The 23738-nt window shown below is 66.4% G+C and carries 22 protein-coding genes and 2 tRNA genes; 9 read left to right on the forward strand and 15 right to left on the reverse strand.

The window, feature by feature from the left end; translation table 11 throughout:
• Window positions 1-50: 50 nt before the first annotated feature.
• The 3 genes from AKL02_RS14005 (at window position 51) to AKL02_RS14015 (ending at window position 2745) form a co-directional block, all read left to right on the forward strand.
• Window positions 51-395, forward strand: coding sequence for a hypothetical protein (locus tag AKL02_RS14005; RefSeq protein WP_083078177.1), 345 nt, complete (start codon window positions 51-53; stop codon window positions 393-395).
• A 149-nt stretch (window positions 396-544) separates the two neighbouring features.
• Window positions 545-1918, forward strand: a complete 1374-nt coding sequence (locus AKL02_RS14010; RefSeq protein ID WP_083078213.1) for a leucyl aminopeptidase family protein — start codon at window positions 545-547, stop codon at window positions 1916-1918.
• Window positions 1915-2745 (forward strand): C40 family peptidase, encoded by an 831-nt coding sequence (locus tag AKL02_RS14015; RefSeq protein WP_083078178.1) that lies wholly within the window; start codon window positions 1915-1917, stop codon window positions 2743-2745. The genes AKL02_RS14010 and AKL02_RS14015 overlap by 4 nt, the downstream gene beginning before the upstream one ends.
• Window positions 2746-2981: 236 nt before the next feature.
• Here the strand turns inward: AKL02_RS14015 and AKL02_RS14020 are convergent, their stop codons facing one another.
• The 3 genes from AKL02_RS14020 to AKL02_RS14030 all read right to left on the reverse strand — a co-directional run bounded on the left by AKL02_RS14020 (window position 2982) and on the right by AKL02_RS14030 (window position 5894).
• Window positions 2982-4004, reverse strand: coding sequence for an aspartate-semialdehyde dehydrogenase (locus AKL02_RS14020; RefSeq protein ID WP_083078179.1), 1023 nt, complete (start codon window positions 4002-4004; stop codon window positions 2982-2984).
• Window positions 4005-4079: 75 nt separating this feature from the next.
• A complete protein-coding gene (locus AKL02_RS14025) occupies window positions 4080-4694 on the reverse strand; it encodes a glycosyltransferase family 29 protein (protein WP_083078180.1) in 615 nt (204 codons plus the stop codon).
• Between the two features lie 9 nt (window positions 4695-4703).
• Complete coding sequence (locus AKL02_RS14030) at window positions 4704-5894, reverse strand: MFS transporter (RefSeq protein ID WP_083078181.1); 1191 nt, start codon at window positions 5892-5894, stop codon at window positions 4704-4706.
• Window positions 5895-6045: 151 nt separating this feature from the next.
• Between AKL02_RS14030 and AKL02_RS14035 the strand changes: the two genes are divergently transcribed.
• A complete protein-coding gene (locus AKL02_RS14035) occupies window positions 6046-6387 on the forward strand; it encodes a winged helix-turn-helix domain-containing protein (protein WP_232621626.1) in 342 nt (113 codons plus the stop codon).
• Window positions 6388-6474: 87 nt separating this feature from the next.
• Window positions 6475-6939 (forward strand): hypothetical protein, encoded by a 465-nt coding sequence (locus AKL02_RS14040; RefSeq protein WP_083078182.1) that lies wholly within the window; start codon window positions 6475-6477, stop codon window positions 6937-6939.
• Window positions 6940-7007: 68 nt separating this feature from the next.
• Here AKL02_RS14040 and AKL02_RS14045 read toward each other — a convergent pair whose 3' ends face one another.
• The 6 genes from AKL02_RS14045 to AKL02_RS14070 all read right to left on the reverse strand — a co-directional run bounded on the left by AKL02_RS14045 (window position 7008) and on the right by AKL02_RS14070 (window position 13268).
• Window positions 7008-7472, reverse strand: a complete 465-nt coding sequence (locus AKL02_RS14045) for an Hsp20 family protein (protein ID WP_083078183.1) — start codon at window positions 7470-7472, stop codon at window positions 7008-7010.
• Window positions 7473-7625: 153 nt separating this feature from the next.
• Window positions 7626-8519 carry a trypsin-like serine peptidase gene (locus AKL02_RS14050; protein WP_083078184.1) on the reverse strand — a complete coding sequence of 298 codons (894 nt, stop codon included), beginning with the start codon at window positions 8517-8519 and terminating at the stop codon, window positions 7626-7628.
• Between the two features lie 5 nt (window positions 8520-8524).
• Window positions 8525-9322, reverse strand: a complete 798-nt coding sequence (locus tag AKL02_RS14055; RefSeq protein ID WP_083078185.1) for a trypsin-like serine peptidase — start codon at window positions 9320-9322, stop codon at window positions 8525-8527.
• A 68-nt stretch (window positions 9323-9390) separates the two neighbouring features.
• Window positions 9391-10668, reverse strand: a complete 1278-nt coding sequence (gene glcF / locus AKL02_RS14060) for a glycolate oxidase subunit GlcF (protein WP_083078186.1) — start codon at window positions 10666-10668, stop codon at window positions 9391-9393.
• Entirely contained in the window at window positions 10668-11747 is a 1080-nt protein-coding gene (locus AKL02_RS14065; RefSeq protein ID WP_083078187.1) for an FAD-binding protein, read from the reverse strand. The genes glcF and AKL02_RS14065 overlap by 1 nt, the downstream gene beginning before the upstream one ends.
• 87 nt (window positions 11748-11834) lie before the next feature.
• A complete protein-coding gene (locus AKL02_RS14070) occupies window positions 11835-13268 on the reverse strand; it encodes an FAD-linked oxidase C-terminal domain-containing protein (RefSeq protein ID WP_078520196.1) in 1434 nt (477 codons plus the stop codon).
• An 81-nt stretch (window positions 13269-13349) separates the two neighbouring features.
• On the opposite strand from AKL02_RS14070, the gene AKL02_RS14075 reads away from it, so the two are divergent.
• The 4 genes from AKL02_RS14075 (at window position 13350) to AKL02_RS14090 (ending at window position 16196) form a co-directional block, all read left to right on the forward strand.
• Window positions 13350-14051: a DUF599 domain-containing protein gene (locus AKL02_RS14075; RefSeq protein WP_083078188.1), complete on the forward strand. Its 702-nt coding sequence runs from the start codon at window positions 13350-13352 to the stop codon at window positions 14049-14051.
• Window positions 14052-14105: 54 nt separating this feature from the next.
• Complete coding sequence (gene recJ, locus AKL02_RS14080) at window positions 14106-15848, forward strand: single-stranded-DNA-specific exonuclease RecJ (protein ID WP_083078189.1); 1743 nt, start codon at window positions 14106-14108, stop codon at window positions 15846-15848.
• Window positions 15849-16019: 171 nt separating this feature from the next.
• A tRNA-Glu gene (locus AKL02_RS14085) sits at window positions 16020-16094 on the forward strand.
• Between the two features lie 27 nt (window positions 16095-16121).
• Window positions 16122-16196: transfer RNA gene (locus AKL02_RS14090), tRNA-Glu, on the forward strand.
• A 275-nt stretch (window positions 16197-16471) separates the two neighbouring features.
• On the opposite strand, the gene AKL02_RS14095 is transcribed toward AKL02_RS14090, so the two are convergent.
• The 6 genes from AKL02_RS14095 to AKL02_RS14120 all read right to left on the reverse strand — a co-directional run bounded on the left by AKL02_RS14095 (window position 16472) and on the right by AKL02_RS14120 (window position 23729).
• Complete coding sequence (locus AKL02_RS14095; protein WP_165756987.1) at window positions 16472-16996, reverse strand: GNAT family N-acetyltransferase; 525 nt, start codon at window positions 16994-16996, stop codon at window positions 16472-16474.
• 204 nt (window positions 16997-17200) lie between these two features.
• On the reverse strand, window positions 17201-19561 hold the full coding sequence (locus AKL02_RS14100) for an aldehyde dehydrogenase family protein (RefSeq protein WP_198453190.1): 2361 nt from the start codon (window positions 19559-19561) through the stop codon (window positions 17201-17203).
• Window positions 19562-19573: 12 nt separating this feature from the next.
• The gene (gene deoC, locus AKL02_RS14105; protein WP_078549732.1) at window positions 19574-20581 is read right to left on the reverse strand and encodes a deoxyribose-phosphate aldolase; all 1008 of its coding nucleotides are present in this window, start codon (window positions 20579-20581) and stop codon (window positions 19574-19576) included.
• Between the two features lie 104 nt (window positions 20582-20685).
• The gene (gene rbsK, locus AKL02_RS14110; protein ID WP_078520199.1) at window positions 20686-21618 is read right to left on the reverse strand and encodes a ribokinase; all 933 of its coding nucleotides are present in this window, start codon (window positions 21616-21618) and stop codon (window positions 20686-20688) included.
• Window positions 21611-22705 (reverse strand): DUF4432 family protein, encoded by a 1095-nt coding sequence (locus tag AKL02_RS14115; RefSeq protein WP_083078191.1) that lies wholly within the window; start codon window positions 22703-22705, stop codon window positions 21611-21613. The genes rbsK and AKL02_RS14115 overlap by 8 nt, the downstream gene beginning before the upstream one ends.
• A gap of 1 nt (window position 22706) precedes the next feature.
• Complete coding sequence (locus AKL02_RS14120) at window positions 22707-23729, reverse strand: ABC transporter permease (protein WP_232621627.1); 1023 nt, start codon at window positions 23727-23729, stop codon at window positions 22707-22709.
• Window positions 23730-23738: the final 9 nt, after the last annotated feature.

The raw sequence follows: 23738 nt of genomic DNA on the forward strand, positions 1-23738 counted from the left end.
AAGGGGGTGTCGGGGTGTCACAGGTGTCTCGCTTGCGCTGCAAGGAAAAGATGTCGTTGGATACGGCGCGGCTGGTGGTGCTCTATGCGGAGCTTGGACAGGACGGGGCGGAGCGGGTGATCTGCGCCACGGTCGAAGATCTCGCCTTCCATCTCAGCGCGTTGGAAGAGGCCACGAAATCGGGCCAATACGGCAAGCTGCGCCGCGCGATCGCCGAAGTGATGGAGCTTGCCGAACAAGTCGGGCTGGTGTCGATGGTCAGCACGGCGCGCGACCTTCTGGAGTGCATCTCGGGCGGCGATGCGGTGGCGCAGGCGGCGGTGATGGCGCGGCTGGGCCGGATCGCGGAACGCTCGCTCACCGAGGTCTGGGATATCGGCAACCTGTCTTCCTGAGGCGTGATCGATCGGCCCTTGCGGGCAGGCGCGGCAACGCTAGGCTCTGGGGCGAAAGCAACCACCAGAGCCAAGGAGCCGCCCCCATGAGCGCAGACAAGACCGCAGACGTCCCCGCAGACTTTTCCTTTCTCGCCCCGCGCCCCGCGATGCGCTTCGCCGAGGCGGGTGCGCCCGCGCGCGCTTTGATCGCCGTCGCGCCCGAGGGGTTGGAGCAGGCTCTGGCCGATCTGCCCCCCGCGCAGCGCGCCTTCGTCGAAGCGACGGGGTTCAAGGCGAGCGCCGGGCAAGTCGCGCTTCTTCCCGGGCCGGACGGTGCGGAGGCGGCGCTGCTGGGCCTCGGGACTGATGCGGCACGGGTGCGCGAGCGGTTCTCTCTGGCGCGGGCGGCCGCGGCCCTGCCCGAAGGTGCGTGGCGGATCGAGGGCGATCTGTCGGAAGAGTTGAAGGCGGAAACGGCGCTCGGCTGGTTGCTCGCGGGCTATCGGTTCGGCCGCTATGCCGAAGCCGCGCCGCCGAAAGCGCGGCTGGTCTGCCCGGAGGGCTTGGACGCGGCGCAGATCGAAGCCGTGGCCGAGGGCGAGGCCTTCACCCGCGACCTGATCAACACCCCCGCCTCCGATATGGGCCCGGACGAGCTGGAGGGCGCCGCTCGACTGCTCGCCGAACGCCACGGTGCAGAGGCCAAGGTGATCAAGGGCGACGATCTTCTGACGCAGAACTTCCCGATGATCCACGCGGTGGGCCGCGCCTCGCCCCGTGCGCCGCGGCTGATCGAGCTAAGCTGGGGCAGCGAAGGACCGGCGCTGACGCTGGTCGGCAAGGGCGTGTGCTTCGACACGGGCGGGCTGAACCTCAAGCCCGGCGCGTCGATGGGTCTGATGAAGAAGGATATGGGCGGCTCGGCCACCGTGCTGGGGCTTGCGCATATGATCATGGCGACGGGCGCGAAACTGCGTCTGCGCGTGCTGGTCCCGGCAGTGGAGAACTCGGTCGGCGGCGACAGTTTCCGCCCCGGCGACATCCTGACCAGCCGCAAGGGGCTGACCGTCGAGATCAACAATACCGATGCCGAGGGGCGGCTGGTGCTGGCCGACGCGCTGGCCTATGCCGATGAAACCCCGCCCGATCTGATGGTCTGCATGGCGACGCTGACGGGGGCGGCGCGGGTCGCTCTGGGGCCGGACATTCATCCGTTCTACACCGATGACGAGGGCGTCGCGCAGGCCTTGGCGACGGCTTCGGGCGCGGTGGCCGATCCGCTCTGGCGGATGCCGTTCTGGACGCCCTACGAGGCGAAGATCGAACCCGGCATCGCCGATCTCGACAATGCGCCCTCGGGCGGCATGGCGGGCTCGATCACCGCGGCCCTGTTCCTGCGCCGCTTCGTGACCGAGACAAAGCGCTTCGCCCATTTCGACATCTACGGCTGGCAACCCGCCGCGGCCCCCGCCCGTCCGAAAGGTGGGGTCGGCCAAGGCGCGCGGGCGATCCTCGCAGCCCTGCCCGAGGTGCTGAAATGACCGACTGTCGCCGCCTGCCCTATTCAGGCGAGATCGCGCTGGAGGCCCTGCGCGGTCAGATCGAGGCGGAAGGCTTCACCCACGGCATGCCCGCGCGGATCGTCGTGCCCGTGACCGATCTCTGCCCAGAGCCGGGCAGCTTGCGCGACCGGCAGCTTCTGTTTGGCGCCGCGGTGACCGTGATCGACCAGCGCGACGGCTTCGCCTTCGTGCAGGCCGCATGGGATGGCTATTGCGGCTGGATCGCCGCCGATGCCTTCGGCACGCCCGAACCGGCCACCCATGTCGTGACCGCGCCGGCCACGCATGTCTATCGCGAGGCGGCGATCAAGCGCGGCGAAGTCATGCAGCTCTCGATGGGCGCGCGACTGTCTGTGACTCGCGAAGACGGCATGTTCGCCGTGACCGCCGAGGGCTTCGTACCGCGCCAGCATCTGTGTCCTCTGGATCAGCCCGAGACCGACCCCGTGGCGGTGGCCGAGCGGCTACTGGGCACGCCCTATCTGTGGGGCGGCAACAGCCGTGCGGGGATCGACTGCTCGGGTCTGGTGCAGATCGGTTTCGCGCTATGCGGGATGTCCGTGCCGGGCGACAGCGATCTGCAATGGGCGGAGATGGGCGAGGTGGTGCCGGAGGGCGCGCCGCTGAAGCGTGGCGACCTGCTGTTCTGGAAAGGGCATGTCGCGCTCGCCTGCGATGGCGAGACGATGATCCACGCCAACGGCCAAACGATGAGCGTGGCCTATGAGGGGATCGAAGCTGCCAAGGCGCGGATCGCGGCGGCGGGCGAAGGGCCGTATCTCGGGGTTAAGCGGGTCGCGCGGTAAACCTTCCTGGCGCGGGGCGACCAGCCCCGGGCCGCGCCCGACCCTCCCCCCGGGAGGGCGCATTGGCGATGGCCTCGCGGGCACAAGCGACATTCGGGCTTGCGAGATTAAGCGCCTAGCCACAGGCGGAGCAAAGCGCCCACCCGAGGCTCGGCCGCGTCCCTCTTCACTTTGCCCCAAAAGAAAAACGCCCGATCTTCCGACCGGGCGCTTCCAAATCCAAAAAGGCCGAACCCTCAGCCCTTCTTGAGCACGCGGTTGCCCAGCGTCTCGGCGATCTGCACCGCGTTCAGGGCCGCGCCCTTGCGCAGGTTGTCCGACACGCACCAGAGGTTCAGACCGTTCTCGATGGTCGAGTCCTGACGGATGCGCGAGATGAAGGTGGCGAAATCGCCGACGCATTCGACCGGGGTGATGTAGCCGCCATCTTCGCGCTTATCGACGACCATGATGCCGGGCGCCTCACGCAGGATGTCGCGCGCTTCGTCTTCGTCGAGGAAGTCCTCGAACTCGATATTGATCGCTTCGGCATGGCCCACGAAGACCGGAACGCGCACGCAGGTCGCGGTCAGCTTGATCTTCGGATCGACGATCTTCTTCGTCTCGGCGACCATCTTCCACTCTTCCTTGGTGGAACCGTCGTCAAGGAACACGTCGATATGCGGGATCACGTTGAACGCGATCTGCTTGGGGTAGACCTTCGGCTCCACTTCCTGACCGGGGACATACATGCCCTTGGTCTGGTCCCAAAGCTCGTCGATCGCGGCTTTGCCCGAACCCGACACCGACTGGTAGGTCGAGACCACGACGCGCTTGATCTTGGCGCGGTCATGCAGCGGCTTGAGCGCCACGACCATCTGCGCGGTCGAGCAGTTCGGGTTCGCGATGATGTTTTTCTTCGCGTAACCGTCGACGGCTTCCGGGTTCACCTCCGGCACGACCAGCGGCACGTCCGGGTCGTAGCGATAGAGCGACGAGTTATCGATCACCACGCAGCCCTGCTTGGCGGCAATGGGCGCGTATTTCTTCGTGGCGTCCGAGCCGATCGCAAACAGCGCGATGTCGTAGCCGGTGAAGTCGAACCCATCGATGTCTTTAGTCTTCAGGGTCTGATCGCCAAAGCTGACCTCTGTGCCGAGGCTCCGGCGCGACGCGAGCGGCACCAGTTCATCGACCGGGAACTGGCGCTCGGCCAGGATGTTCAGCATTTCGCGGCCCACGTTCCCCGTGGCGCCCGCAACGACGACTTTATAGCCCATGAGGACCTCCTTGCTCGAATAGAACGCGGCTTCCTACCGCTTTACGTCAGGAAATGAAAGGGGTTCGACGCGCAGTCAGTTCCGAATGATACGTGGATCGGAGGCAAGAAACCCACCAACCATCTCCGCTTCCGCGGCGAAGTCATGCGGCACCTTGTCGGCCGAGCGCCGCCCCGACAGCGAAAGCGAGGCGAAGAAATCGAAGCCATAGAGGTCGAGCCGCGCCAGATCCGAGCGCAGGAGCATCTCGATCAGCATCGCGCCCGTGGTGGGTTGCGCGCCCAGCTTGAGCTTCAGCCCCTCGTAGTCCTCCAGCGGATGCAGGTAAAAACCCGGGCTCGTGGCGGTTTGCCAATCGAGCCGCTTGCGCTTATGGCTCATCCACAGGATGCGCGAAGGGGCGATGCGGGCGCGCTCGGCTTCGGGAAGCGAGGTCGCAAGCGCCAGCCAGTCGGTGCGCGTGCCATGGCTCGTGGCCGAGGGCATCGGCGCGCGGTTGATCCGGATCACCACGTCATGCGCGTCGATCGCAGCTCCCGCCTGCCCCTCGGCCAAGGCGCGGGCATTGCCGACCAGCGCCACGGATTTGCCTGCCAGATCGCCCAGCAGCGCCTTTTGCGAGACGGAAAGCGCGGCCAGCGGAGCTTCGCGCCGCAGCGTGCGATTGATCAGAAATCCGAGCCGGGTCATGCGATGGGTTTAGCTCATGCCATCGCCGCTGTCGCGGGCGAAAACGTAGAAAACCAACCCGATCATCAGCGGCGCAAGGAAGAACGCGAACAGCAGCCCATAAGCCACCGCGGGCGTGTGCCCCACCGAGACCGCATCGAACACGGGGCGCGAAGCGAATTGCATCGCGGCCACGCCCATGATCGAGAACATGTTGTGCAGCGTCACGCCCCGGCCCGTCAGATGCGGCGGGTAGAAGGTGCGGCCATGCGCCATGATCACCGGGAAGGACGCGCCGAAGAAGCCGATCGCCGCCAGAAGCACCGTCGCCAGCCACAGCGACTGCCCCGGCAGCACGAAGAGCACCGCCAAGGCCACGGCCAGCACCGCATTTCCATAGAGCGCGACCCGCTTGTGGCTGCCGAAAATCTTGTCCGCCGGACCATAGGCGAAATTGCCCGCAATCATCGCGAGGCCCATCACCAACGTCACCTTGCCGATCAGCTGCGCATCCGCGCCGAAGACATCGGCCAGATAGGAGCCTGCCCAGACGCCGCGGATCCCGGCAGCTGCGGTATAATTGGCGACCGTCAGCGGCAGCAGCACCCAGAAGCCCGGCAGGCGCAGCACGTCGAGCGCGGTGCCGCGGCGGCCTGCAGGCTGCTCCACCCGCTCGGGATCGCGCGCGAGCCACAGGATCAGCGCCGCCACCAGCAACGTCAGCGCCGAGAGCGCCCAAAGCGTCGGACGCCAGCCGAAAGCCTCGATGGAGGCCGCCAGCGGCGCCGCGCCCGCGAGGTTGCCAAGGCTCCCCGCCCCGATCATCGAGGCCGCAAGCGTGCCGAACAGCGCCGGCTTGAAGCTGCGCGCGAAGATGAAATAGCTGCCCACCAGAACCGGCGCGCAGCCCGCCCCGATCAGGATCATCGCGAGGTGGATGCCCATCGGCCCCTGCGCCATCGCGAAGACGGCAGCGCCCCCGCCCCCGCCAAGCGCCATCAGCACGCCCACGGTGCGGCGCGGCCCGATCCGGTCCAGCGCCTCGCCGATCGGGATCTGGATCAGCGCAAACGCCCCGTACCAAAGCCCCAGAGACACGGCGAGATCGCCCGGAGTCACGCCGATTTCCTTGCCCAGAACGGGCGTCAGAACGGCCAGACAGGTGCGGTAGAACTGGCTCAGAAGATAGGCGCCCACAAGCGAGGCGATCGAGATATACATGCGGGGGCTCCTTCGCGCGCACGCTCGCCCAAGGCGCGGGCAATGGCAAGAGCACATGACCCTGTACATTCGCGCGCCCACCCCTTGTCTTGGCCCCGGCACAGGATCAGGATAAGGGGCGCATGACGTGACGAGTGCGAGGGATGCCCGAATGGAACTGACCCGCCTGATGATGCGCCTCTATTTCGACAAGGCGATGCTGGGCCCCGGCAAGGTCCGGCTGCTGGAGGAAATCGCCGAACACGGCTCGATCTCGGCGGCGGGGCGCGCGATGAAGATGAGCTACAAACGTGCGTGGTCGCTGGTCGAAGAGATGAATGCGGGTTTCAAGTCGCCGCTGGTGGATCGCGCGCGCGGCGGCGCAAAGGGCGGCGGCGCGTCGCTGACGCCCGAGGGCGAAGCGGTCCTCGCAGCCTATCGCCGGTTGGAGGAGAAAGCCCGCGAGGCGGGCAGCGAAGAGATTGCTCTGATCGGCGCGATGGTCGCCGACTGAGGTTCCCAAGGTCCTTGCGCCGGATCAATGCGCATCGAACTAAGGTTCGCGCATCATGCTGGCAGTAGCCAGTAACGGACCAAGACCATGTTCGATCTTTCAAAGAAGATTGCCGCGCGCGTTGCACCCCTCGCAGTCGCCGCTGTGCTCGCGGCCTGCATGCCGAGCGGTACCTCGGACGCCCAGACGCTCGCCTCGAAGGTGGAGACCCTGCGCGCCTATGACCTCGCGACGGTGGACGGCAAGGCGCCCGCGCGGGCGATCCGCTTCTATATCGGAGATAATTCGCGCTTCGCCGTCTGCGGGCACTGCCTCTGCGTGACCGGGGTGATGTTTGCCCCCTACCCCGCGCTTGGCATCCGACCGACCTCAGCCTCGCCCACGTTCGCCTGCGAGCAGGAGACGCCGGAGTTCAAGGCCGATGCGGGCCTCGCGCAGCTATTCTTCGACATGAAGCAGGCGCAGGTCGAAGGCGCGGCGGTCACCTTCTCGGGCAGCGGCGATCATGTGATGGTGTTCCAGCGCGGCGGCACCGATCTCACCCCGCCGTAAGCTCTCGCATAGCAAAAAGCGCGGGAGTTACCCCCCGCGCCCGTCATTTTTCACCGATGGCAAACGCTTCAGGCGTCGACCGTCTCGACCTGCTTGGCCTCCGACTTGGTCGGGCCTGCAATCTCGATCCGGCGCGGCTTCAGCGCCTCGGGCACTTCGCGGACGAGATCGAGGTGGAGCATCCCATCCTCATGGGTGGCCCCGGTGACCTTCACATGATCGGCGAGCGCGAAGCGGCGCTCGAAGGCGCGGGTCGCGATGCCACGATGCAGGTAGGTGCGGCCGGAATCGTCCTCGGCCTTGCGACCGGTCACGATCAGCGCGCCGTCTTTCAGTTCGACGCTCAGCTCGTCCGATCCGAAACCTGCGACCGCGATCGAGATGCGATAGGCATTCTCGTCGGTCTTCTCGATATTGTAGGGCGGATAGGTCGGCTGGGCGAGATCGCTGGTCAGCGCACGGTCCATCATGTCAGCCACGCGGTCGAAGCCCACGGTGGCGCGGTAAAGGGGCGAAAGATCAAAGTTTCGCATATCATCATCCTCTCTTGAGCGATGGTTATGAAACCCGCCCCTTTCCGGGGCCGGGCAGTTGGGCGCCAGAACCCTCATCAGGCATTCCGGCACTCATAAATTTGGGAAATCTTCCGCGACGTTTCAAGAGGGGCGCCGCTTTGGGCCAAGCCCTTAGGGGCGCAGAAATTTCGCCCCGGTTGCGCCCCCGCCAGACAGGATGCGCGGCTGGCCCTGCGCAGGCAAAGTGCCCCGGATTTGCGGTGCGGCGGAGGCGCTGGGGCCAGCGCTGGTAGATGCGGCGCGGATCACGCCCCGCCCGCTGCGCAGGGCGGATTTCAGCTGCGCGACGATCGCGGGCAATTCCATCCCATAGGCGCGCGAGACGCCATTCTTGCGCGAGCCCGAGGAGACCAGCGACACGATCTGCGCCCGTCCGCCTGCGGCGAGCCCCGAGCGGTCGAAAACCGGCGCACCCGAAGAGCCGTGATCGACATCGCAATCGAACCCGATCAACCCTTTCGCGCGACCGAACACGCTGCAGGCCTTTTGCCAAGACAGCGCATCGGCCCGGCCCTGCGCGTAAGACACCACCGACACTTCGGCCCCTGCGGCGGGCACATCGCCGACGCGAAAAGGCGCGGCGATCGAAGTCGGGATCGGCGCGGAGAGCTGCAGAAGGGCGACGTCGTGGCGCACGGTGTCCACCGAGAGCGGCACAAACGGGTTATAGTCGGGATCGGCGACCATTGCGGCGACCGGGCGCGCGGCGACCTCCGCCCCGTCGGTTTGGGCTGCGGCAAAACCAAGGGTCGCCGGGTCTCGCGGCCCTTTGGCGCGCCGGTCGTAGATACAATGGCCCGCCGTCAGCACCAGATCGGGCGCGATCAGAACGCCGGTGCAGTAGCCGTCAGCGCCGATGGTGACCTTGCCCACGGCCTCCCAGCCGAAGAGATCGGCGCGTTGCGACAGCCGGTCGAGCGCGGAATTGCGCGCTTCCTGCGCCTCGCCCATGCCACCCAGCAGAGCCAGAGCCACCACGCCGAAGATGATCCGCTTAACACCCATCGCGCTTATTTCGCCTTGATGAATTTTGCCCCGCCCGCGCGAATTTCGCGGGTGGTGGCGACGTTGTCGCGGCTCTCGATGGCCTGCCGGAGTTCGGCGACCCCACTGGCCAGCGCCCCGATAGAGACCGGGCGCGCGCCCATCTCGGCCTTGGCGGAGACCACCGAGACGATCTCGGGGCGACCATTGGCGAAGCTGAAGACCGGCGAGCCCGAGGCCCCGAAATCGGCCGAGCAGCTCATCACCACCGTCGCGCCTGCGCGCTCGAGCACCGAGCAATCGCGTTGCAGCGACGGCGCCTCCGAGCGGCCCTGCGCATAGGACAGAACGCCCACTTCCTCGCCGCGATAGGGTGCGCTGCGCGACACCTCAAAGGGCTGAAGCTGCGGCAGGCGGATCGGCTGGGCGAGCTTGATCAGCGCCAGATCGAATTCCGAACGTTTCACGCCCACCGGCCCGCCATAGTGATAGGAGGGATGCAGCACCGCGCGCGACACCTTGCGATAGGCCTCGGCACGACCGTTGCGCCAGCCCGCGCGAAACTCGATCTCGCGCGCATCGATCAGCGCGCCGCTGCGCTTGTCATAGAGGCAATGCCCTGCCGTCAACACCAGATCGGGCGCGATCAGCGTGCCGGTGCAAAAGCTGCCATGGCCCAGATCGAGCCGCCCCACCGCCTGCCAGCCGCGCGTGTCGTCGCCGGTCTCCAGTGCGCGCAAGGGCGTGGCCTGGGTGATCGTCTCGGCCCGCGCCAGTACAGGCAGAGCGGTCAGACAGGCAAGAGCGAGAGCAAGAAGGCGCATCGGGGCTCCGAAGATTGCGGGCGATTTGCCGTTCTTAGCGCCCCGATGCGGCCAGATTGTGGCGTGGATCAGGCCTGTGCAAGCGCCGGCGGCTTCGGCCCGCCCGTGGCCCAGTCCAAAAGTTCGACAGTGTGGACTACGGGCACCTCGGTGCCACCGCCGATCTGCACCATGCAGCCGATATTGCCCGCCGCGATCACCTCGGGCTGCTTCGCCTCGAGCGTCGCCACCTTGCGCTTCTTCAGCTCGTCGGAAATCTCGGGCTGCAGCAGGTTATAGGTGCCCGCCGAGCCGCAGCACAGATGGCTGTCGGCAGGCTCGACCACCTCGAAGCCTGCACGTTTCAGCAAGTCCTTCGGCGCGGATTTAATCTGCTGGCCATGCTGCAGAGAACAGGCCGCGTGATAGGCGACACGCATCCCGCCCTTACCCTCAGGCAGGCCGATTTTCACAAGGAATTCCGACACGTCACAGGCCAGACCTGCGACATTTGCGGCATCCTCGGCCATCGGATCGTTACGGAACATATGGCCGTAATCCTTCACCGTCGTTCCGCAGCCCGAGGTGTTGATGATCACCGCATCCAGATCGCCCTCGCTCAGATAGGCACGGATGTTGCGCGCGGCCTGCGAATGGCTCTCGTCCTCGCGCCCCATGTGATGCGAGAGCGCCCCGCAGCAGCCCAGGTTCTTCGGGATCACCACCTCGCAGCCCAGCCGCCGAAGCAGTCGGATCGTCGCGTCGTTGATATCGGTGTTGAGCGCCCGCTGCGCGCAGCCGATCTGCAGCGCCACGCGGTATTTCTTCTCGCCCATAGGGGCGAAAACCTGCGCGTCATCGTTGCGGCTGACCGGCGGGATGGTCTTGGGCGCCATGCCCACCATCGCGCGCAGCCGTTTGTCGGGCAGCAGCCCTGCGAAGGGTTTCGCCAGCTTCGCCCCGCCCATCGCCAGCCGGAAGCGGCCCGGATAGGGCACGATCTTCGCCAGCGTCCAGCGTAGCAGACGGTCCATCATCGGCCGCTTGTAGGTCTTCTCGACATGGGCGCGGGCATGGTCGATCAGATGCATGTAATGCACGCCCGAGGGGCAGGTCGTCATGCAGGCCAGACAGCTCAGGCAACGGTCGAGATGCTTGACCGTCTTCTCATCCGCGAGCCGGTCGTTCTCCAGCATGTCCTTGATCAGGTAGATGCGCCCGCGCGGGCTGTCCAACTCGTCGCCCAGCACCTGATAGGAGGGGCAGGTCGCCGTGCAGAACCCGCAATGGACGCAGGCGCGCAGGATCTCGTTCGAGCGCGCGACGCCGGGATCTTTCAGCTGTTCGGGCGAAAAATTCGTCTGCATCAGCCCATCCTTCCGGGGTTCAGAATACCTTTGGGGTCGAATTGCGCCCGCAGCGCGGTTGTGAGCGTGGCGATCGGCGCAGGTTCGGGCTCGAAGGTCACGCCCGCCGCGCCCCGCATGCAGGTGGCATGGCCTGTGTAAGGCGAGGCCAGCGCGCGCGCGTCGCTGCCTTCCGGCAGAAGCGCCCAGATCAGCCCGCCACCCCAATCGAGCAGCACCTCGCCACCCAGACGCGCGACGATCTCGGAGGCCTCCGACGGCTTCACCGAAAGCCGCCACAGATCGCCGTCCTTGCCAATGAACGGCTCCAGATCGCGCAGGCTGGCCCAGATCGCGGCCGAGCCGTCTTCCTCGATCCGCACCGGACCGAACGGCTCCATCAGTTTGCGCAACTGCTCCGCCCGGTAGGCGACGGATTCGGCCAGCCCCTCGACCCGCACAACCGCACCGATGCCAGGCAACCAGCCCGCGCCGGACACGTCGAAGGGCGAGCCAAGCGCCGCCGCCAGAGCCACCTGTGCGGCCCCTGCGGGCAAGTCGATCACAACCGTCGCCTGAGACGGCGCGGCGGGCAGCAGCTTGAAGGCCACCTCGCTCATCACCCCGAGCGTGCCCCAGCTTCCGGCCATCAGCTTCACCAGATCGTAGCCGGTGACGTTCTTCATCACCCGCCCACCGTTCTTCACGATCTGCCCGCGCCCGTCGACGAAGCGCGTCCCGATCAGGCTGTCGCGACAGGCCCCGGCCTGCACCCGACGCGGCCCCGAGACGTTCGCCGCCACGACACCGCCCACGGTGCTTGTGCCCGGGGCGCCCAGAACGGGCCCCCAATCCGCAGGCTCGAAGGGCAAGCGCTGGCCCTCGGCAGCAATCGCCGCCTCGACTTCGGCCAAAGGCGTCCCCGCGCCCACGACCAGCGTCAGCGCGCCCGGCTCGTAAAGCGTGATGCCCGAAATCCCGACTTCCAGCGGCTCACCCAGACACCGGCCCACAGGTCGCGTGCCGCCTCCGCGCACGGCCAGCGCGCCACCCGCATCCCGGACGGCCTCGGCCAGCTGCGCCTCGCTCTCAACTCTCATGAAATCTGCCTTCCTCTTGGCAAAAATATCCCGGGGGCTCGCGTCAGCGAGCGGGGCAGCGCCCCTCTCCCTTTTCAGCTCGCGCCGTCAGCTCGCACGGCGGCTCGCGCTCGCGCCCAGCGGAAACACTTTCGCCGGGTTCAAAAGCCATTTCGGATCGAACACGTCCTTCACCCGCATCTGCGCTTCCAGATCGGCGGGCTCGAACTGCACGTCCATCAGGTCGCGCTTCTCGATCCCCACGCCATGCTCGCCGGTCAGGCAACCGCCGGCCTCGACGCAGAGCTTCAGGATCTCCGCGCCCAGCTTCTCGCATTGCTCCTGCTGGCCCGGCTCGTTGGCATTATACAGGATCAGCGGGTGCATATTGCCGTCCCCCGCATGGAAGACATTCGCCACATCGAGCCCGTAATCCTTTGACAGCTCGCCGATCCGGCGAAGTACGAAGGGCAGCTCCGAGACCGGGATCGTCCCGTCGAGGCACATGTAATCGTTGATCTGCCCCATCGCGCCGAAAGCCGATTTCCGGCCCAGCCAGATCCGCGCGGCCTCGTCGGCCGATTGCGCCTCGCGGAACTCGACCGGCTCGTGACGGGTCGCGATCTGGCGGATCATGCCGATCTGCTCGTCGATCTCGGCCGGGCTGCCTTCGCATTCGACGATCAGCAGCGCCTCGCAATCGGGATAGCCCGCATGGCAGAAGGCCTCGGTCGCGACGATGCAGGGGCGGTCCATGAACTCGATCGCGACCGGCAGGATGCCCGCCTTGATGATATCGGCCACGCAGGCGCCCGCGACCTCGTTCGAGTTGAACCCGATCAGCACTGGGCGCGCGCCTTCGGGCTTGGGCAGGATCTTCAGCGTGGCCTCGGTCACGACGCCCAATTGCCCCTCCGAGCCGCAGATTAGCCCGAGCAGATCAAGCCCGCCCGCATCCAGATACGGCCCGCCGATCTCGACCACCTCGCCCTCCATCGTGACCAGCGTCACGCCGAGGAGGTTATTCGTCGTCACCCCGTATTTCAGGCAATGCGCGCCGCCGGAATTCATCGCGATATTGCCCGAGATCGCGCAGGCGAGCTGCGAGGACGGATCAGGGGCGTAGAACCAGCCGTCGCTTTCCACCGCCCCGGTCACCGAGAGGTTCGTGCGCCCCGCTTCGACCCGAATGAAACGGTTCGTGTAATCGGTCTCGAGCACGGCATTCATCCGCGCGAGCCCCAGCACCACCGAATCCGCCTGCGGCATCGAACCGCCCGCAAGCGAGGTGCCCGCGCCGCGCGGCACCACCGGCACGCCCAATTCGTGGCAGGCCTTCAGCGCCGCCGCGACCTCCGCCGTCGAGCGCGGCAGCACCACGCCCAGCGGCTGGCAGCGATAGGCCGAAAGCGCGTCGCACTCATAAGCACGCGTCTCGCTGGGGTCGTCGATCACCGCATCCGCGGGCAGAACCTCGCGCAGGCGGGCGATGATCTGCGGCTTGCGCGCCAGCAGATCCTCCTTCGGTTTGGGCATTTCCATGGCAAACTCCTCCCGGTTGGTCAGAAAATATAACCAATAAGCCCCGGTGACAAGAGAAGCCGCATCGCGCTAACTGTCGATATGATGACGACGTTTCATATCGGCCCGCTCGGGCCGCTCGACCTCGCGGCGCTCGCCCTTCTGGTCGCCTGCTGGATGGTGATCGGCTGGACGACCGAACATCCGAGTGCCGCCCGCCCTTCGATGGGCAAGTTGATGGAGAATTACCGTCGCGAATGGATGCGCCAGCTCGTGACGCGCCAGCCGCGGATCTTCGATTCGGCGATGGTGGATGGGCTGCGGCAATCGACGACCTTCTTCGCCTCGTCTTCGCTGATCGCCATCGGTGCCGGGCTGGCGCTGATCGCGAATCCGCAGCCGCTCGCGAATCTCGCCGATGATTTCGACATCGCGCGCGGCCCCGATCTGCTCTGGGAGGCCCGCATCCTCACCGCCGTTCTGTTCGGGGCGAATGCGTTTTTGAAATTCGTCTGGTCGCACCGACTGTTTTCCTATGCCGCAATCGCGATGGCGGCGGTGCCCAACGAGCCCGAGGACCCGTTGGCCTATCCGCGCGCCGAGCAGGCGGCGCAGGTGAACATCAACGCGGCGAAAAGCTTCAATCGCGGGCTGCGCTCGGTCTATTTCGCGCTGGCGACGCTGGCGTGGCTGCTGGGGCCCTATGCGCTCATTGCGGCGACGCTGTTCACGACAGGGATGCTCTGGCGGCGCGAATTCGCCTCGGACTCGCGCCAGGCTCTGCTGCAAGACATACCTGAGTGAGCTCCGCGTCATAGTGGCTGGCAGGGCTCGCATGATTTGGCTACACCCAAAGGCATGAGCAGTTTCCTTTCCGTCGAGCAATCCCTGACAGGCCGCCGCTGGATCGGCCCCACACCCGAGGCTGACCGGCTGGCCGAAGCGATGGCGCAGCAGACGCGCCTGCCCCTGCCGCTCGCCCGCATCCTCGTCGCGCGCGGCGTGACGCCGGAGGAGAGCGAGGGCTTCCTGGAACCCACGATCCGCGAGTTGCTGCCTGATCCGCGATCCTTGCGCGACATGGAGCAGGCAGCCGCGCGCTTCCTGAAAGCGGTGAAGGCCGGCGAGAAGATCGCGGTCTTCGCGGATTACGACGTCGATGGCGGATCCTCGGCGGCGCTGCTGATCAACTGGCTGCGCGCAATGGGGCGCGAGGCGACGCTCTATATTCCCGACCGGATCGACGAGGGCTACGGGCCGAACGTGCCCGCAATGGAGAGCCTCGGCGCCGAGCATCCGCTGATCGTCTGCGTCGATTGCGGCACGCTGAGCCACGAGCCTGTGGCCGCCGCGAAACCCGCCGATGTCGTCATTCTCGACCACCACCTGGGCGGCGAGACCCTGCCGCCGGCGCTGGCCGTGGTGAACCCGAACCGTCAGGACGAGACCGGCGAGCTTGGCCATCTCTGCGCCGCCTCGGTTGTCTTCCTGATGCTGGTGGAGGCGAACCGGCAGCTGCGTGACGAAGGCGTGCAAGGCCCGCCGCTGATGACGCTTCTCGATCTGGTCGCGCTGGCGACTGTGGCCGATGTGGCCCCGCTCACGGGCTGCAACCGGGCGCTGGTGCGTCAGGGGCTCAAGATCATGGCCCGGCGCGAGCGGCCCGGCCTCGTGGCGCTGTCGGACGTGGCGCGGCTCGATCGCGCGCCCGCCGCCTATCATCTGGGCTTCGTGCTTGGCCCGCGGATCAATGCGGGCGGACGGATCGGCGCCGCCGATCTGGGCGCGCGGCTACTGTCGACAACCGACCCGCACGAGGCGCAATCCATTGCGGACCGGCTCGACCAGCTCAACACCGAGCGCAGAGAGGTCGAGAACGCCGTGCGTGAAGCCGCACTGAGCCAGGCCGAGGAGCGCGGGCTGAATGCGCCGCTGGTCTGGGCCGCGGGTGCGGGCTGGCATCCGGGCGTCGTGGGCATCGTGGCCGCGCGGCTAAAAGAGGCGACCAACCGCCCCTCGGTCGTGATCGGCGTGGAGGGCGGGATTGGCAAAGGCTCGGCCCGCTCGGTCGCGGGTGTCGATATCGGGGCCGCGATCCAGCGCGTTGCCGCTGAGGGGCTGCTGCTGAAAGGCGGCGGGCACAAGATGGCCGCGGGCCTTACGGTCGAGGAAGACAAGCTGGAGCCCGCGATGGCGCGCCTGTCTGAGCTTCTGGCCAAACAGGGCGCGGGCGAAATCGGACCGCGCGACCTGCGCCTCGACGGGATGCTGATGCCGGGCGCCGCGACGCCGCAGCTGATCGAAGATCTGGATCGCGCTGGCCCCTTCGGCCAGGGCGCACCCGCTCCTCGTTTCGCCTTCGCAGATATGGAAGTCGTGGGCGCGCGCCGGATCGGGGAAAGCCACCTGCGCTTCAATTTCGGCGACGGTATGGGCGGTCGGATCGAGGCGATCTGCTTCGGCGCGTTCGACGGCCCGCTCGGCCCCGCGCTGAGCCAGCCGGGCGCGCAGCGCTTCCACCTCGCCGGGCGGCTGGAGATCAACACATGGGGTGGGCGCAACAAGGTGCAGCTGCGCCTCGAAGACGCCGCCGAAGCGTAACCGCCACCCCGCCGTCGTACGCAGAAAAGGACTGTAATTCCAAGGCTTCCAGCCTGCCGTAACGGAGGGGCAAAAACTTTCCGAAAATCCGCAATTACCCTCTTGCGAGTCACGGTTCTCTGGCCTAAACACCGCTCCACCTTAGGCAGGTATGCCCGGAAGGTTCAGAGTGGTCCGTTCGTCTATCGGTTAGGACGCCAGGTTTTCAACCTGGAAAGAGGGGTTCGATTCCCCTACGGACTGCCACTTCCGAGCCCTGACTGAGCGTTGTGCGGTCCGTTCGTCTATCGGTTAGGACGCCAGGTTTTCAACCTGGAAAGAGGGGTTCGATTCCCCTACGGACTGCCACTATTCCCCTGATTTCAAAGCGATTTCATCACGCACCGTCTGGTCGCGTCTGTTTGCGTTTACCGCTTGGCGCGGCTTTGCGCGCGTCGATCCCGCATGAAAAAGCGGCCCCTTTCGGGGCCAACCCTTTGCAGCAAATGGTGCAGCGTGGGGCCTACGCCTTGTAGGCGCGACGCCATGTCGTTCAGCAGCTCCCGACAAGATCTTCGAGAGCCGTCTGCGGCGGATGTCGGCTAGGCGTGACGGCGCAGAACCTCGCCGCTCGGTCTTCACGATCAGCTGTCATCAGAGTGCGCAGCGATGCCAGTGCGCCGGGCTGGATAATGGAGACGTTTTTCCATCAGGAAGTTCGTCAATGTAACGCCAGCCCTTTCGATCTTCTGCTCGCAAACCACGTCCCACCCCTGCTGCTCAAAAAGGCCTCGGACAAGATAGCTCGCATGGGAGTGAAGGCGTGCTATCTTGCCGTCTCGTGCGATTGCCTCGATCCGGGCATAGAGAGATCCACCGACGCCCTGTCGTTGGTGGCCGGGCGCGACGAAAGCAAGATCTATGTAGCCATCATCGTCCAAGGTCATGAAGCCAACGGGCTGGCCTGCCAAACGCGCTACCATAGTTCTCTGAGCGGTCAGGCGTGATGCCCAGTTCGGCCCAGAAGGTGGCCCCGACGCCCAAGCCCGCCGCTGCTCAAAATTATAGAATTCCCGAGCTCCTTCGCGCACGGCCTCAAAGAATATGACTCCGAGCTGATCTGCTTCTGAGATGCGGAAATCACCAATTTCTAAGGGAGAGTTCAGCATTGCGGCGGTCCTGCGGTGGCATCTGAAATGAGCGCGATCGAAGCCCAACAGCGCCAAAGCTGACCTTCCCGCGTAACGTCGTATCATGCAAGTTCAGGCTCGAAGCGACCATTGCGCTTCGAGCCCTTCACGTTTCTCACGCGCACCATTTACTGAGAAGGCCTGACCTCTCGGCCCCGCTTTCTCGATGCTCTGTCAGAGGCCTCACGCGCCGTAGGGCACCCAGATATTCTTCACCTGCGTCGCGCGGTCGAGGAATAGGCGCCCCTGCCCCGCACGGGCTGCCCAGTCGCGTGCGTCATCGGCTTCGACCCAGGTCTGCTTGAGGTTTCCGGCGCTTTGCGCCTCGACCATCTGGCAGCCCTCGGCATTGCCGAAATACCACATCGCATCGACGCCATCATGGGCGGCCAGCGTCTTCGCCAGCTCGTCGCGCGGGCCGGTGACGATGTTGACCACGCCACCCGGCACGTCGGAGGTGTCGAGCACCTGATAGAGGTCGGTCGCCGCCAGCGGATGGGTCTGGCTCGGGACCAGCACCACGCGGTTGCCCATCGCTATCGCAGGCAGCACCAACGAGATCGCCCCCAGAAGCGGTTGCGCGGTGGGGGCCACCAGCCCCATCACCCCGATCGGCTCGTTCATCGCGAGGGTCACGAACTCGGACTTCGTCGCATGGACCGCGCCGTCGAACTTGTCGGCCTGAGCGGCATACCAGAAGCAGCGCTCCACCGCCGTCTCGACCTCGGCCTCGGCGGCTTTGCGCGAGGCGCCGAAGCTTTCCAGACGGGCGGCGAATTCCGCGCCGCGCGCCGAGAGGTTCTCGCCGATATAATAGAGCACCTGCGCCCGGTTATGGCCCGTGGCCTTGCCCCAGCCCTTGGCCTTATGAGCGGCCTCGACCGCGTTGCGGATGTCCTTGCGGTTGCCGAGCCCTGCGAGCCCCACGACCGCCTTGCCGCCCTTCACCTGATAGCTGTAGCCGCTATCGGGCCGCGCCTGCTTACCGCCGACATAAAGCTTCGCGGTGCGGTCGATCTCGCCGCCCTTGATCGTGTCTGCGGGGCCGGTCTCCAGCTCGGCGGGCGTCGTGCCCTTACCCTTGCCGGTGGCCGCCGCGGGGTTGCGCAGATAGGCACGCATGCCTTCGCGCCCGCCCTCGCGGCCGAAGCCGCTCTCGCGATAGCCGCCGAAGCCCGCGCCCGCGTCGAAGATGTTCGTGGAGTTGATCCAGACGATCCCGGCTTTCACCTGCCCCGCGATATCGAGGCACAGGTTCACGTTCTCCGACCAGATGCTGGCCGCCAGCCCGTAGCGCGTGTTGTTGGCGAGCGCCACGGCGTCGGACGGCGTGCGGAAGGTGGTGAGCGTGACCACGGGGCCGAAGATCTCCTCGGTTGCCAGAACGCTTGCGGGTTCGACATCCGTCACCAGCGTCGGCGGGAAGAAGCAGCCCTGCGGGGCGGAGCCTTGGGTCAGTGTCGCGCCCTCGCTTGCGCCCTTCTCGACCAGATCGCGGATCCGCGCGAGCTGCGAGGGATGCACGATCGCGCCGATATCGGTGCTCTTGTCCATCGGGTCGCCAGTGCGCAGCGTCTTCATCCGGGCGCGCAGCAGCGTCTCGAACCGCTCGGCCACCGCCTCGGCCACGAGGATACGCGAGCCTGCACAGCAGACCTGGCCCTGGTTGAACCAGATCGCATCCACCACGCCTTCGACGGCGGCGTCCAGATCGGCATCCTCAAAGACGACGAAGGGCGATTTGCCGCCCAGTTCCAGCGTCAGCGCCTTGCCGGACCCGGCGGTGCGCTCGCGCAGAATGCGGCCCACATCGGTCGAGCCGGTGAAGGCCAGCTTGTCGATCCCCTCATGGCCGACGATGGCAGCGCCGGTCTCGCCATCGCCGGTGACGATGTTGATCACGCCTTTCGGAATACCGCATTCCTGCGCGATCTCGGCGAAGGCCAGCGCCGTGAGCGGCGTGTATTCGGCGGGCTTCAGCACCACCGTGTTACCCGCGGCCAGTGCGGGCGCGACCTTCCACGACAGCATCAAAAGCGGGAAGTTCCACGGGATGATCTGACCGCAAACGCCCTGCGCGCTATGGCCCGGCAGCTCGTCTTCGAGGATCTCGGCCCAGCCCGCATGGTGGTAGAAGTGGCGCGCGACCAGCGGAATGTCGATGTCGCGGCTCTCGCGGATCGGCTTGCCGCTGTCGAGCGTCTCCAGCACCGCCAGAAGGCGCGAGTGCTGCTGGATGTGGCGCGCCAAAGCGTAGAGGTGCGTCGCGCGTTGATGGCCCGAAAGCTTCGCCCAACCGCTTTGCGCCTTGCGCGCGGCGGCGACGGCGGCATCCACGTCCGACGCCGAACCTTGCGTGACGCGCGCCAGCACCGTGTCGCTCGCCGGATCGCGGACTTCGAACAGATCGCCCGGCTTGGTCATCGCGCCGTCGATGAAATGGCCGAAGCCGCCCTCATGCTTGGCGAGCCATTTGCGCGCCTGGCTGTCGTCTTCGGGGGCCACGCCGTACTCCATCGTTTCGAGGATGTTCTGAATGCTCATTTTTCTCTCTCCTCAGGCCAGCGCGTGACGGCTGCTATCGGCGTAACGGCCGGTGACGTAATGCTCCAGCTGGCGCTCGATATCGCCCAGCATCGAGCTTGCGCCGAAGCGGAACAGGTCGGGGTTGAGCCAGTCGCGGCCCAGTTCTTCTTTCATCAGGATCTGCCAGGCCAGCGCCTCTTTCGCCTGCTTCATCCCGCCTGCGGGCTTGAAGCCGATGCGGTGGCCGGTGGCCATGCCGTAATCGCGCAGCGCGCGCAGCATGGTCAGGCTGACAGGCAGCGTCGCGTTGACGCTTTCCTTGCCGGTGGAGGTCTTGATAAAATCGGCCCCTGCCTGCATCGCCACCATCGAGGCGGAGTAGACGTTGTTCAGGGTCTCCAGCTCGCCGGTGGCCAGGATCGCCTTCATATGGGCGTCACCGCAGGCTTCGCGCATCGCCGCGATCTCGTCATGCAGGCCCTGCCAGTTCCGGGTCAGCGCCAGTTCGCGGTTGATCACGATGTCGATCTCGGCTGCGCCCTGCGCCACCGCCCAGCGGATTTCCTCGAGCCGCAGATGCAGCGGCATCAGACCTGCCGGAAAGCCCGTCGCGACCGAGGCCACGGGGATATTCGACCCTTCCAACGCCTTGACCGCATGGGGCACCATCGTCGGGTAGACGCAGACCGCGCCCACCGTCAGCTCGCCCGCGCTCAGGCCCAGCCCCGCCTCGATATGCGAGGCCAAGGGCTTGCGCGCCTTCGCGCAGAGCCGTTTCACCCGGCCCTCGGTATCGTCGCCCGCAAGAGTCGTCAGATCGACGCAGCGCACCGCGTTGACCAGCCACGCTGCCTGATGCGCCTTCTTCACGCTGCGCCGGGTCGTCAGCGTCGCGCAGCGGCGCTCGGCGGCGGCGCGGTTGACGCGGTGGCCTTCGAACATGCCCACATCGAGCGCCATGCCGGGGTTGCGCGCATGCTCCCCTGCGACCGCAGCAGTGGGCACCAAGGCCCCTTCCGCGCGCGTCTCGGTCTTCATTTCGGTCTTCATTGCGTGTCTCCTAAATCGGGACTCGTCACACCCACGCCGCCACATCCGGGGATTTCCCCGGGCCTGCGCGATCGGGACAAGATCAGCATAAGTCAGCCGAGCCCATGCTCGGAAAGAAAGTCGTCGAATTCGGCGGGCGTCGCGTAGCTTGTTTGCGTGCCGCGACGGGTGATCGACAATGCGGCATAGCGCGCGGCGCGGGTCAGCGCCGCGGTGGGCTCCATCCCTTGGCCGAGGAAATGCGCGAAGCTGCCGATGAAAGCGTCGCCCGCGCCGGTGGTGTCGACCGGGCTTACCGAGACCGGGGCGATCTCTTCGACGGTGTCCGCGGTGATCCGGCGCGCGCCGCGCCCGCCGAGCGTCACGACGACGTTGTGAATGCCGCGTTCGATCAGGCTGCGCGCGGCGGCGATCACCTCGTCATCGGTGCCGGTGGGTAGCCCCGAGAGCATCGCCAGCTCGCTCTCGTTCGGGCAGAACCAGTCGAGCCCGTCGAGCCGCGCGATATCCAGATCGGGATGCGCAGGCGCGGGGTTGAGGATGGTCGTCACCCCCTCGCGCGCCCCGAAGGCCACGGTGTGATAGACGGTCTCCAGATCGACCTCGAGCTGCATCAGGATCGCGGAGGCTGCGCGCAACGTCTCAGCCGCCGCATCGACATCCGAAGGCGCCAGCGCCGCATTGGCCCCTTTCACGATCAGGATCGCGTTCTCGCCATCGCGCTCGACGAAGATCGGCGCCACGCCCGAGGCCGAGCCTTCGACGGTGCGCACATGGGTCGTGTCGATCCCGTTGGTTTCCAGATTGGCGCGGACCTGCGGGCCGAACCCGTCATCGCCCACGCAGGTGACCATCGCCACATCCGAGCCCAGACGCGCGGCGGCAACCGCCTGGTTCGCGCCCTTGCCCCCGAACCCCATCGCGAAATCGGGGGCCTCCAAGGTTTCGCCGCGTCCCGGCATCCGGTCGATATAGGTCACCAGATCCATCATGTTCGAGCCGACGACGGCTATCTTCTCAGGCATTCTCTTTCTCCGTCAGGTCGGAAATCGTCTTGGCGAGCGCGGTAGTCTCGGCCTTGTCAGTATAGCCGAAGCGGGTCGCGAAATGCGCGGTCTCTCCGGCTGCGAGGCTGCGGACATTCCCCTTCGCCTTCTCCGCCGTGTAGCCCTCGGGCTCGCAGGTGGACGGCAGCGCGAAGGCCGCGACCGAGGCATCCTCGCCGTTGAGGATCCAGCGCGCGAGGTGGTCGAATTGAGCGGGCCGCCAGCTCATCGAGAACCCGTCGCCCGCGGGCCGCTCCAGCAGCGCATGGCTTTCGCCCGACGCATCGGCGGCAGGGCGCTCGATATAGAGAACCTGCTCGGGGTTCCATTTCTCGGGTGCGTCCAGCGTGGCGCTGTCTTCGGGCGCCTCGGCCAGCCGTTCGATGAAATCGGTGTAGGCTTTCGTCGGCTGCACATGGGCGGGCACGTCGCGGCGGACGCGGGTGCGGTCGGGCGTGAAGGGGGCCCCCTGATGGATGCGCCCGTCTTCGACGAAGGCGAAGTTCACATGGCACATATACATCAGGTCCATCGGCAGGGCGGAGCGGTTCTCGACCGCCATCGCCATCTCGATCAGCGTGTTTTCCCGCACCGTGATCGAGGGCATCGCGCGGTAATGCGGACCGAAGCCACGGATGTAATCGACGTGCCCGCCAAGGCGCACAAACGCGCCCTGCCCGTCCTCGCCGATCTCCAGATGGGCCGCATCCATCGTGGCGCAGGCCATTTCGCCATGCAGCGGATGGTCGTCCTGCGGACCGGGGCAGCCATTGCGCAGCAAGCCGCTGTGATAGGCGAGACAGCCATAGGTCTCGACGATCACCTGCGCCGGGCGCGGCTCGGGAAAGGCGCTGTCCATCGTCAGACGCACGCCGTCGAACACCGCATCCCAGAGCATCTGGCCCATGTAGGGCAGCATCTCGACCCGGCCGCGCGGGGTGTCCACGCCGATCATCTCGATGCCAAGCGCGGTGCGCCAGCCGGTGACGGTGAAACTGTCGGTCTTGGCGAGCACGCTCGGGGCCGGGCCGAACCGCTCACGCGAAAGAGGAATGATCACGCTCATCTTACGCTCCTTTCCGGCGGCGCCAGGAATTGAGGGCAATCACCCCGATCAGGAAGGCGCCCCAGACGAAATCGATCAGGTGGTTCGAGACCCGCATCATCTGGAAGCCCGAGGACAACAGCGTCAGCGAGATCAGCGCAAGGGCCACGCCCAGCACATTGCCGCGACCGCCTGCCGGGTTGGTCCCGCCCAGCACTGCGATCAGCACCGCCTGCAGCAGGTAGGACGCGCCGTAATCCGACTTCGCCGCATTGGTCCGCGCCGACAGCAGGATCCCCGCCATCGCGGCCAGCATCCCCGTCAGCATGTAGGAATAGAGGATCATCTGGCCGCGCTTCACGCCCGCATAGACCGCAGCTTTCGGGTTCGTCCCGATCAGCTTCAGCCGCAGCCCGAAGGAGGTCCGCGCGAGCAGCAACGACAGCGCGATGCAGACCAGCACGAAGATCACCAGCGGCACCGGGATGCCCACGAGCTTGCCGTTGCCGATCGCGTTCCAGCCCGGCGGGAAGCCGACGATCGCAGGCCCGCCCGTCAGCACGAGGCACATCCCGATGAAGACTTGGCCCGTGCCCAGCGTCGCGAGGATCGGCGTGATCTTCAGCACCGAAATCAGGAAGCCGTTCAGCAGCCCTGCCAGCAGCCCCACGATCAGGGCGGCGCTCACGCCGAGCGTCACCGGGCCGAGGCCCAATGCGCCCGAGCCGCCATCGCCCGCCATCGCGCCGAAAAGGGTTCCGGCCGTGATGCCCGCGAGGTTCGCGACGCCCACGATGGACAGGTCGATCCCCCCGGTCAGCATCGCGATCATCATCGCGATCGACAGGATGCCGAGCTCCGGCATGAAGAAGGCCATCGACTCGAAGTTGTAAGACGACAGGAACATCGAAGGCCGCAGCGCCGTCATCGCGATCAGCACCAGCACGCAGGTCACGGCCAGCATCACGTTGGTCTGTGCCGCCTCGCCCTTGAGCCAGCCGCGCAGGCCGGGCCGGGAGGCGGGGTTGGTCTTGGTCTCGCTCATCATCATCTC

This window comes from Thioclava electrotropha, from assembly GCF_002085925.2.
Classification (GTDB): Bacteria; Pseudomonadota; Alphaproteobacteria; order Rhodobacterales; family Rhodobacteraceae; genus Thioclava; species Thioclava electrotropha.

Bases quoted from the DNA above. Each gene is read 5' to 3' on its own strand.
- AKL02_RS14120 (WP_232621627.1), bottom strand. From the start codon at position 23,729: ATGAGCGAGACCAAGACCAACCCCGCCTCCCGGCCCGGCCTGCGCGGC.
- AKL02_RS14055 (WP_083078185.1), bottom strand. From the start codon at position 9,322: ATGCGCCTTCTTGCTCTCGCTCTTGCCTGTCTGACCGCTCTGCCTGTA.
- AKL02_RS14005 (WP_083078177.1), top strand. From the start codon at position 51: ATGTCGTTGGATACGGCGCGGCTGGTGGTGCTCTATGCGGAGCTTGGA.
- glcF (WP_083078186.1), bottom strand. From the start codon at position 10,668: ATGCAGACGAATTTTTCGCCCGAACAGCTGAAAGATCCCGGCGTCGCG.
- recJ (WP_083078189.1), top strand. From the start codon at position 14,106: ATGAGCAGTTTCCTTTCCGTCGAGCAATCCCTGACAGGCCGCCGCTGG.
- AKL02_RS14050 (WP_083078184.1), bottom strand. From the start codon at position 8,519: ATGGGTGTTAAGCGGATCATCTTCGGCGTGGTGGCTCTGGCTCTGCTG.
- AKL02_RS14075 (WP_083078188.1), top strand. From the start codon at position 13,350: ATGATGACGACGTTTCATATCGGCCCGCTCGGGCCGCTCGACCTCGCG.
- AKL02_RS14030 (WP_083078181.1), bottom strand. From the start codon at position 5,894: ATGTATATCTCGATCGCCTCGCTTGTGGGCGCCTATCTTCTGAGCCAG.
- AKL02_RS14045 (WP_083078183.1), bottom strand. From the start codon at position 7,472: ATGCGAAACTTTGATCTTTCGCCCCTTTACCGCGCCACCGTGGGCTTC.
- AKL02_RS14020 (WP_083078179.1), bottom strand. From the start codon at position 4,004: ATGGGCTATAAAGTCGTCGTTGCGGGCGCCACGGGGAACGTGGGCCGC.
- AKL02_RS14015 (WP_083078178.1), top strand. From the start codon at position 1,915: ATGACCGACTGTCGCCGCCTGCCCTATTCAGGCGAGATCGCGCTGGAG.
- AKL02_RS14040 (WP_083078182.1), top strand. From the start codon at position 6,475: ATGTTCGATCTTTCAAAGAAGATTGCCGCGCGCGTTGCACCCCTCGCA.
- AKL02_RS14035 (WP_232621626.1), top strand. From the start codon at position 6,046: ATGGAACTGACCCGCCTGATGATGCGCCTCTATTTCGACAAGGCGATG.
- AKL02_RS14115 (WP_083078191.1), bottom strand. From the start codon at position 22,705: ATGAGCGTGATCATTCCTCTTTCGCGTGAGCGGTTCGGCCCGGCCCCG.
- AKL02_RS14065 (WP_083078187.1), bottom strand. From the start codon at position 11,747: ATGAGAGTTGAGAGCGAGGCGCAGCTGGCCGAGGCCGTCCGGGATGCG.
- AKL02_RS14025 (WP_083078180.1), bottom strand. From the start codon at position 4,694: ATGACCCGGCTCGGATTTCTGATCAATCGCACGCTGCGGCGCGAAGCT.
- AKL02_RS14010 (WP_083078213.1), top strand. From the start codon at position 545: ATGCGCTTCGCCGAGGCGGGTGCGCCCGCGCGCGCTTTGATCGCCGTC.
- AKL02_RS14070 (WP_078520196.1), bottom strand. From the start codon at position 13,268: ATGGAAATGCCCAAACCGAAGGAGGATCTGCTGGCGCGCAAGCCGCAG.
- AKL02_RS14095 (WP_165756987.1), bottom strand. From the start codon at position 16,996: ATGCTGAACTCTCCCTTAGAAATTGGTGATTTCCGCATCTCAGAAGCA.
- rbsK (WP_078520199.1), bottom strand. From the start codon at position 21,618: ATGCCTGAGAAGATAGCCGTCGTCGGCTCGAACATGATGGATCTGGTG.
- deoC (WP_078549732.1), bottom strand. From the start codon at position 20,581: ATGAAGACCGAGACGCGCGCGGAAGGGGCCTTGGTGCCCACTGCTGCG.
- AKL02_RS14100 (WP_198453190.1), bottom strand. From the start codon at position 19,561: ATGAGCATTCAGAACATCCTCGAAACGATGGAGTACGGCGTGGCCCCC.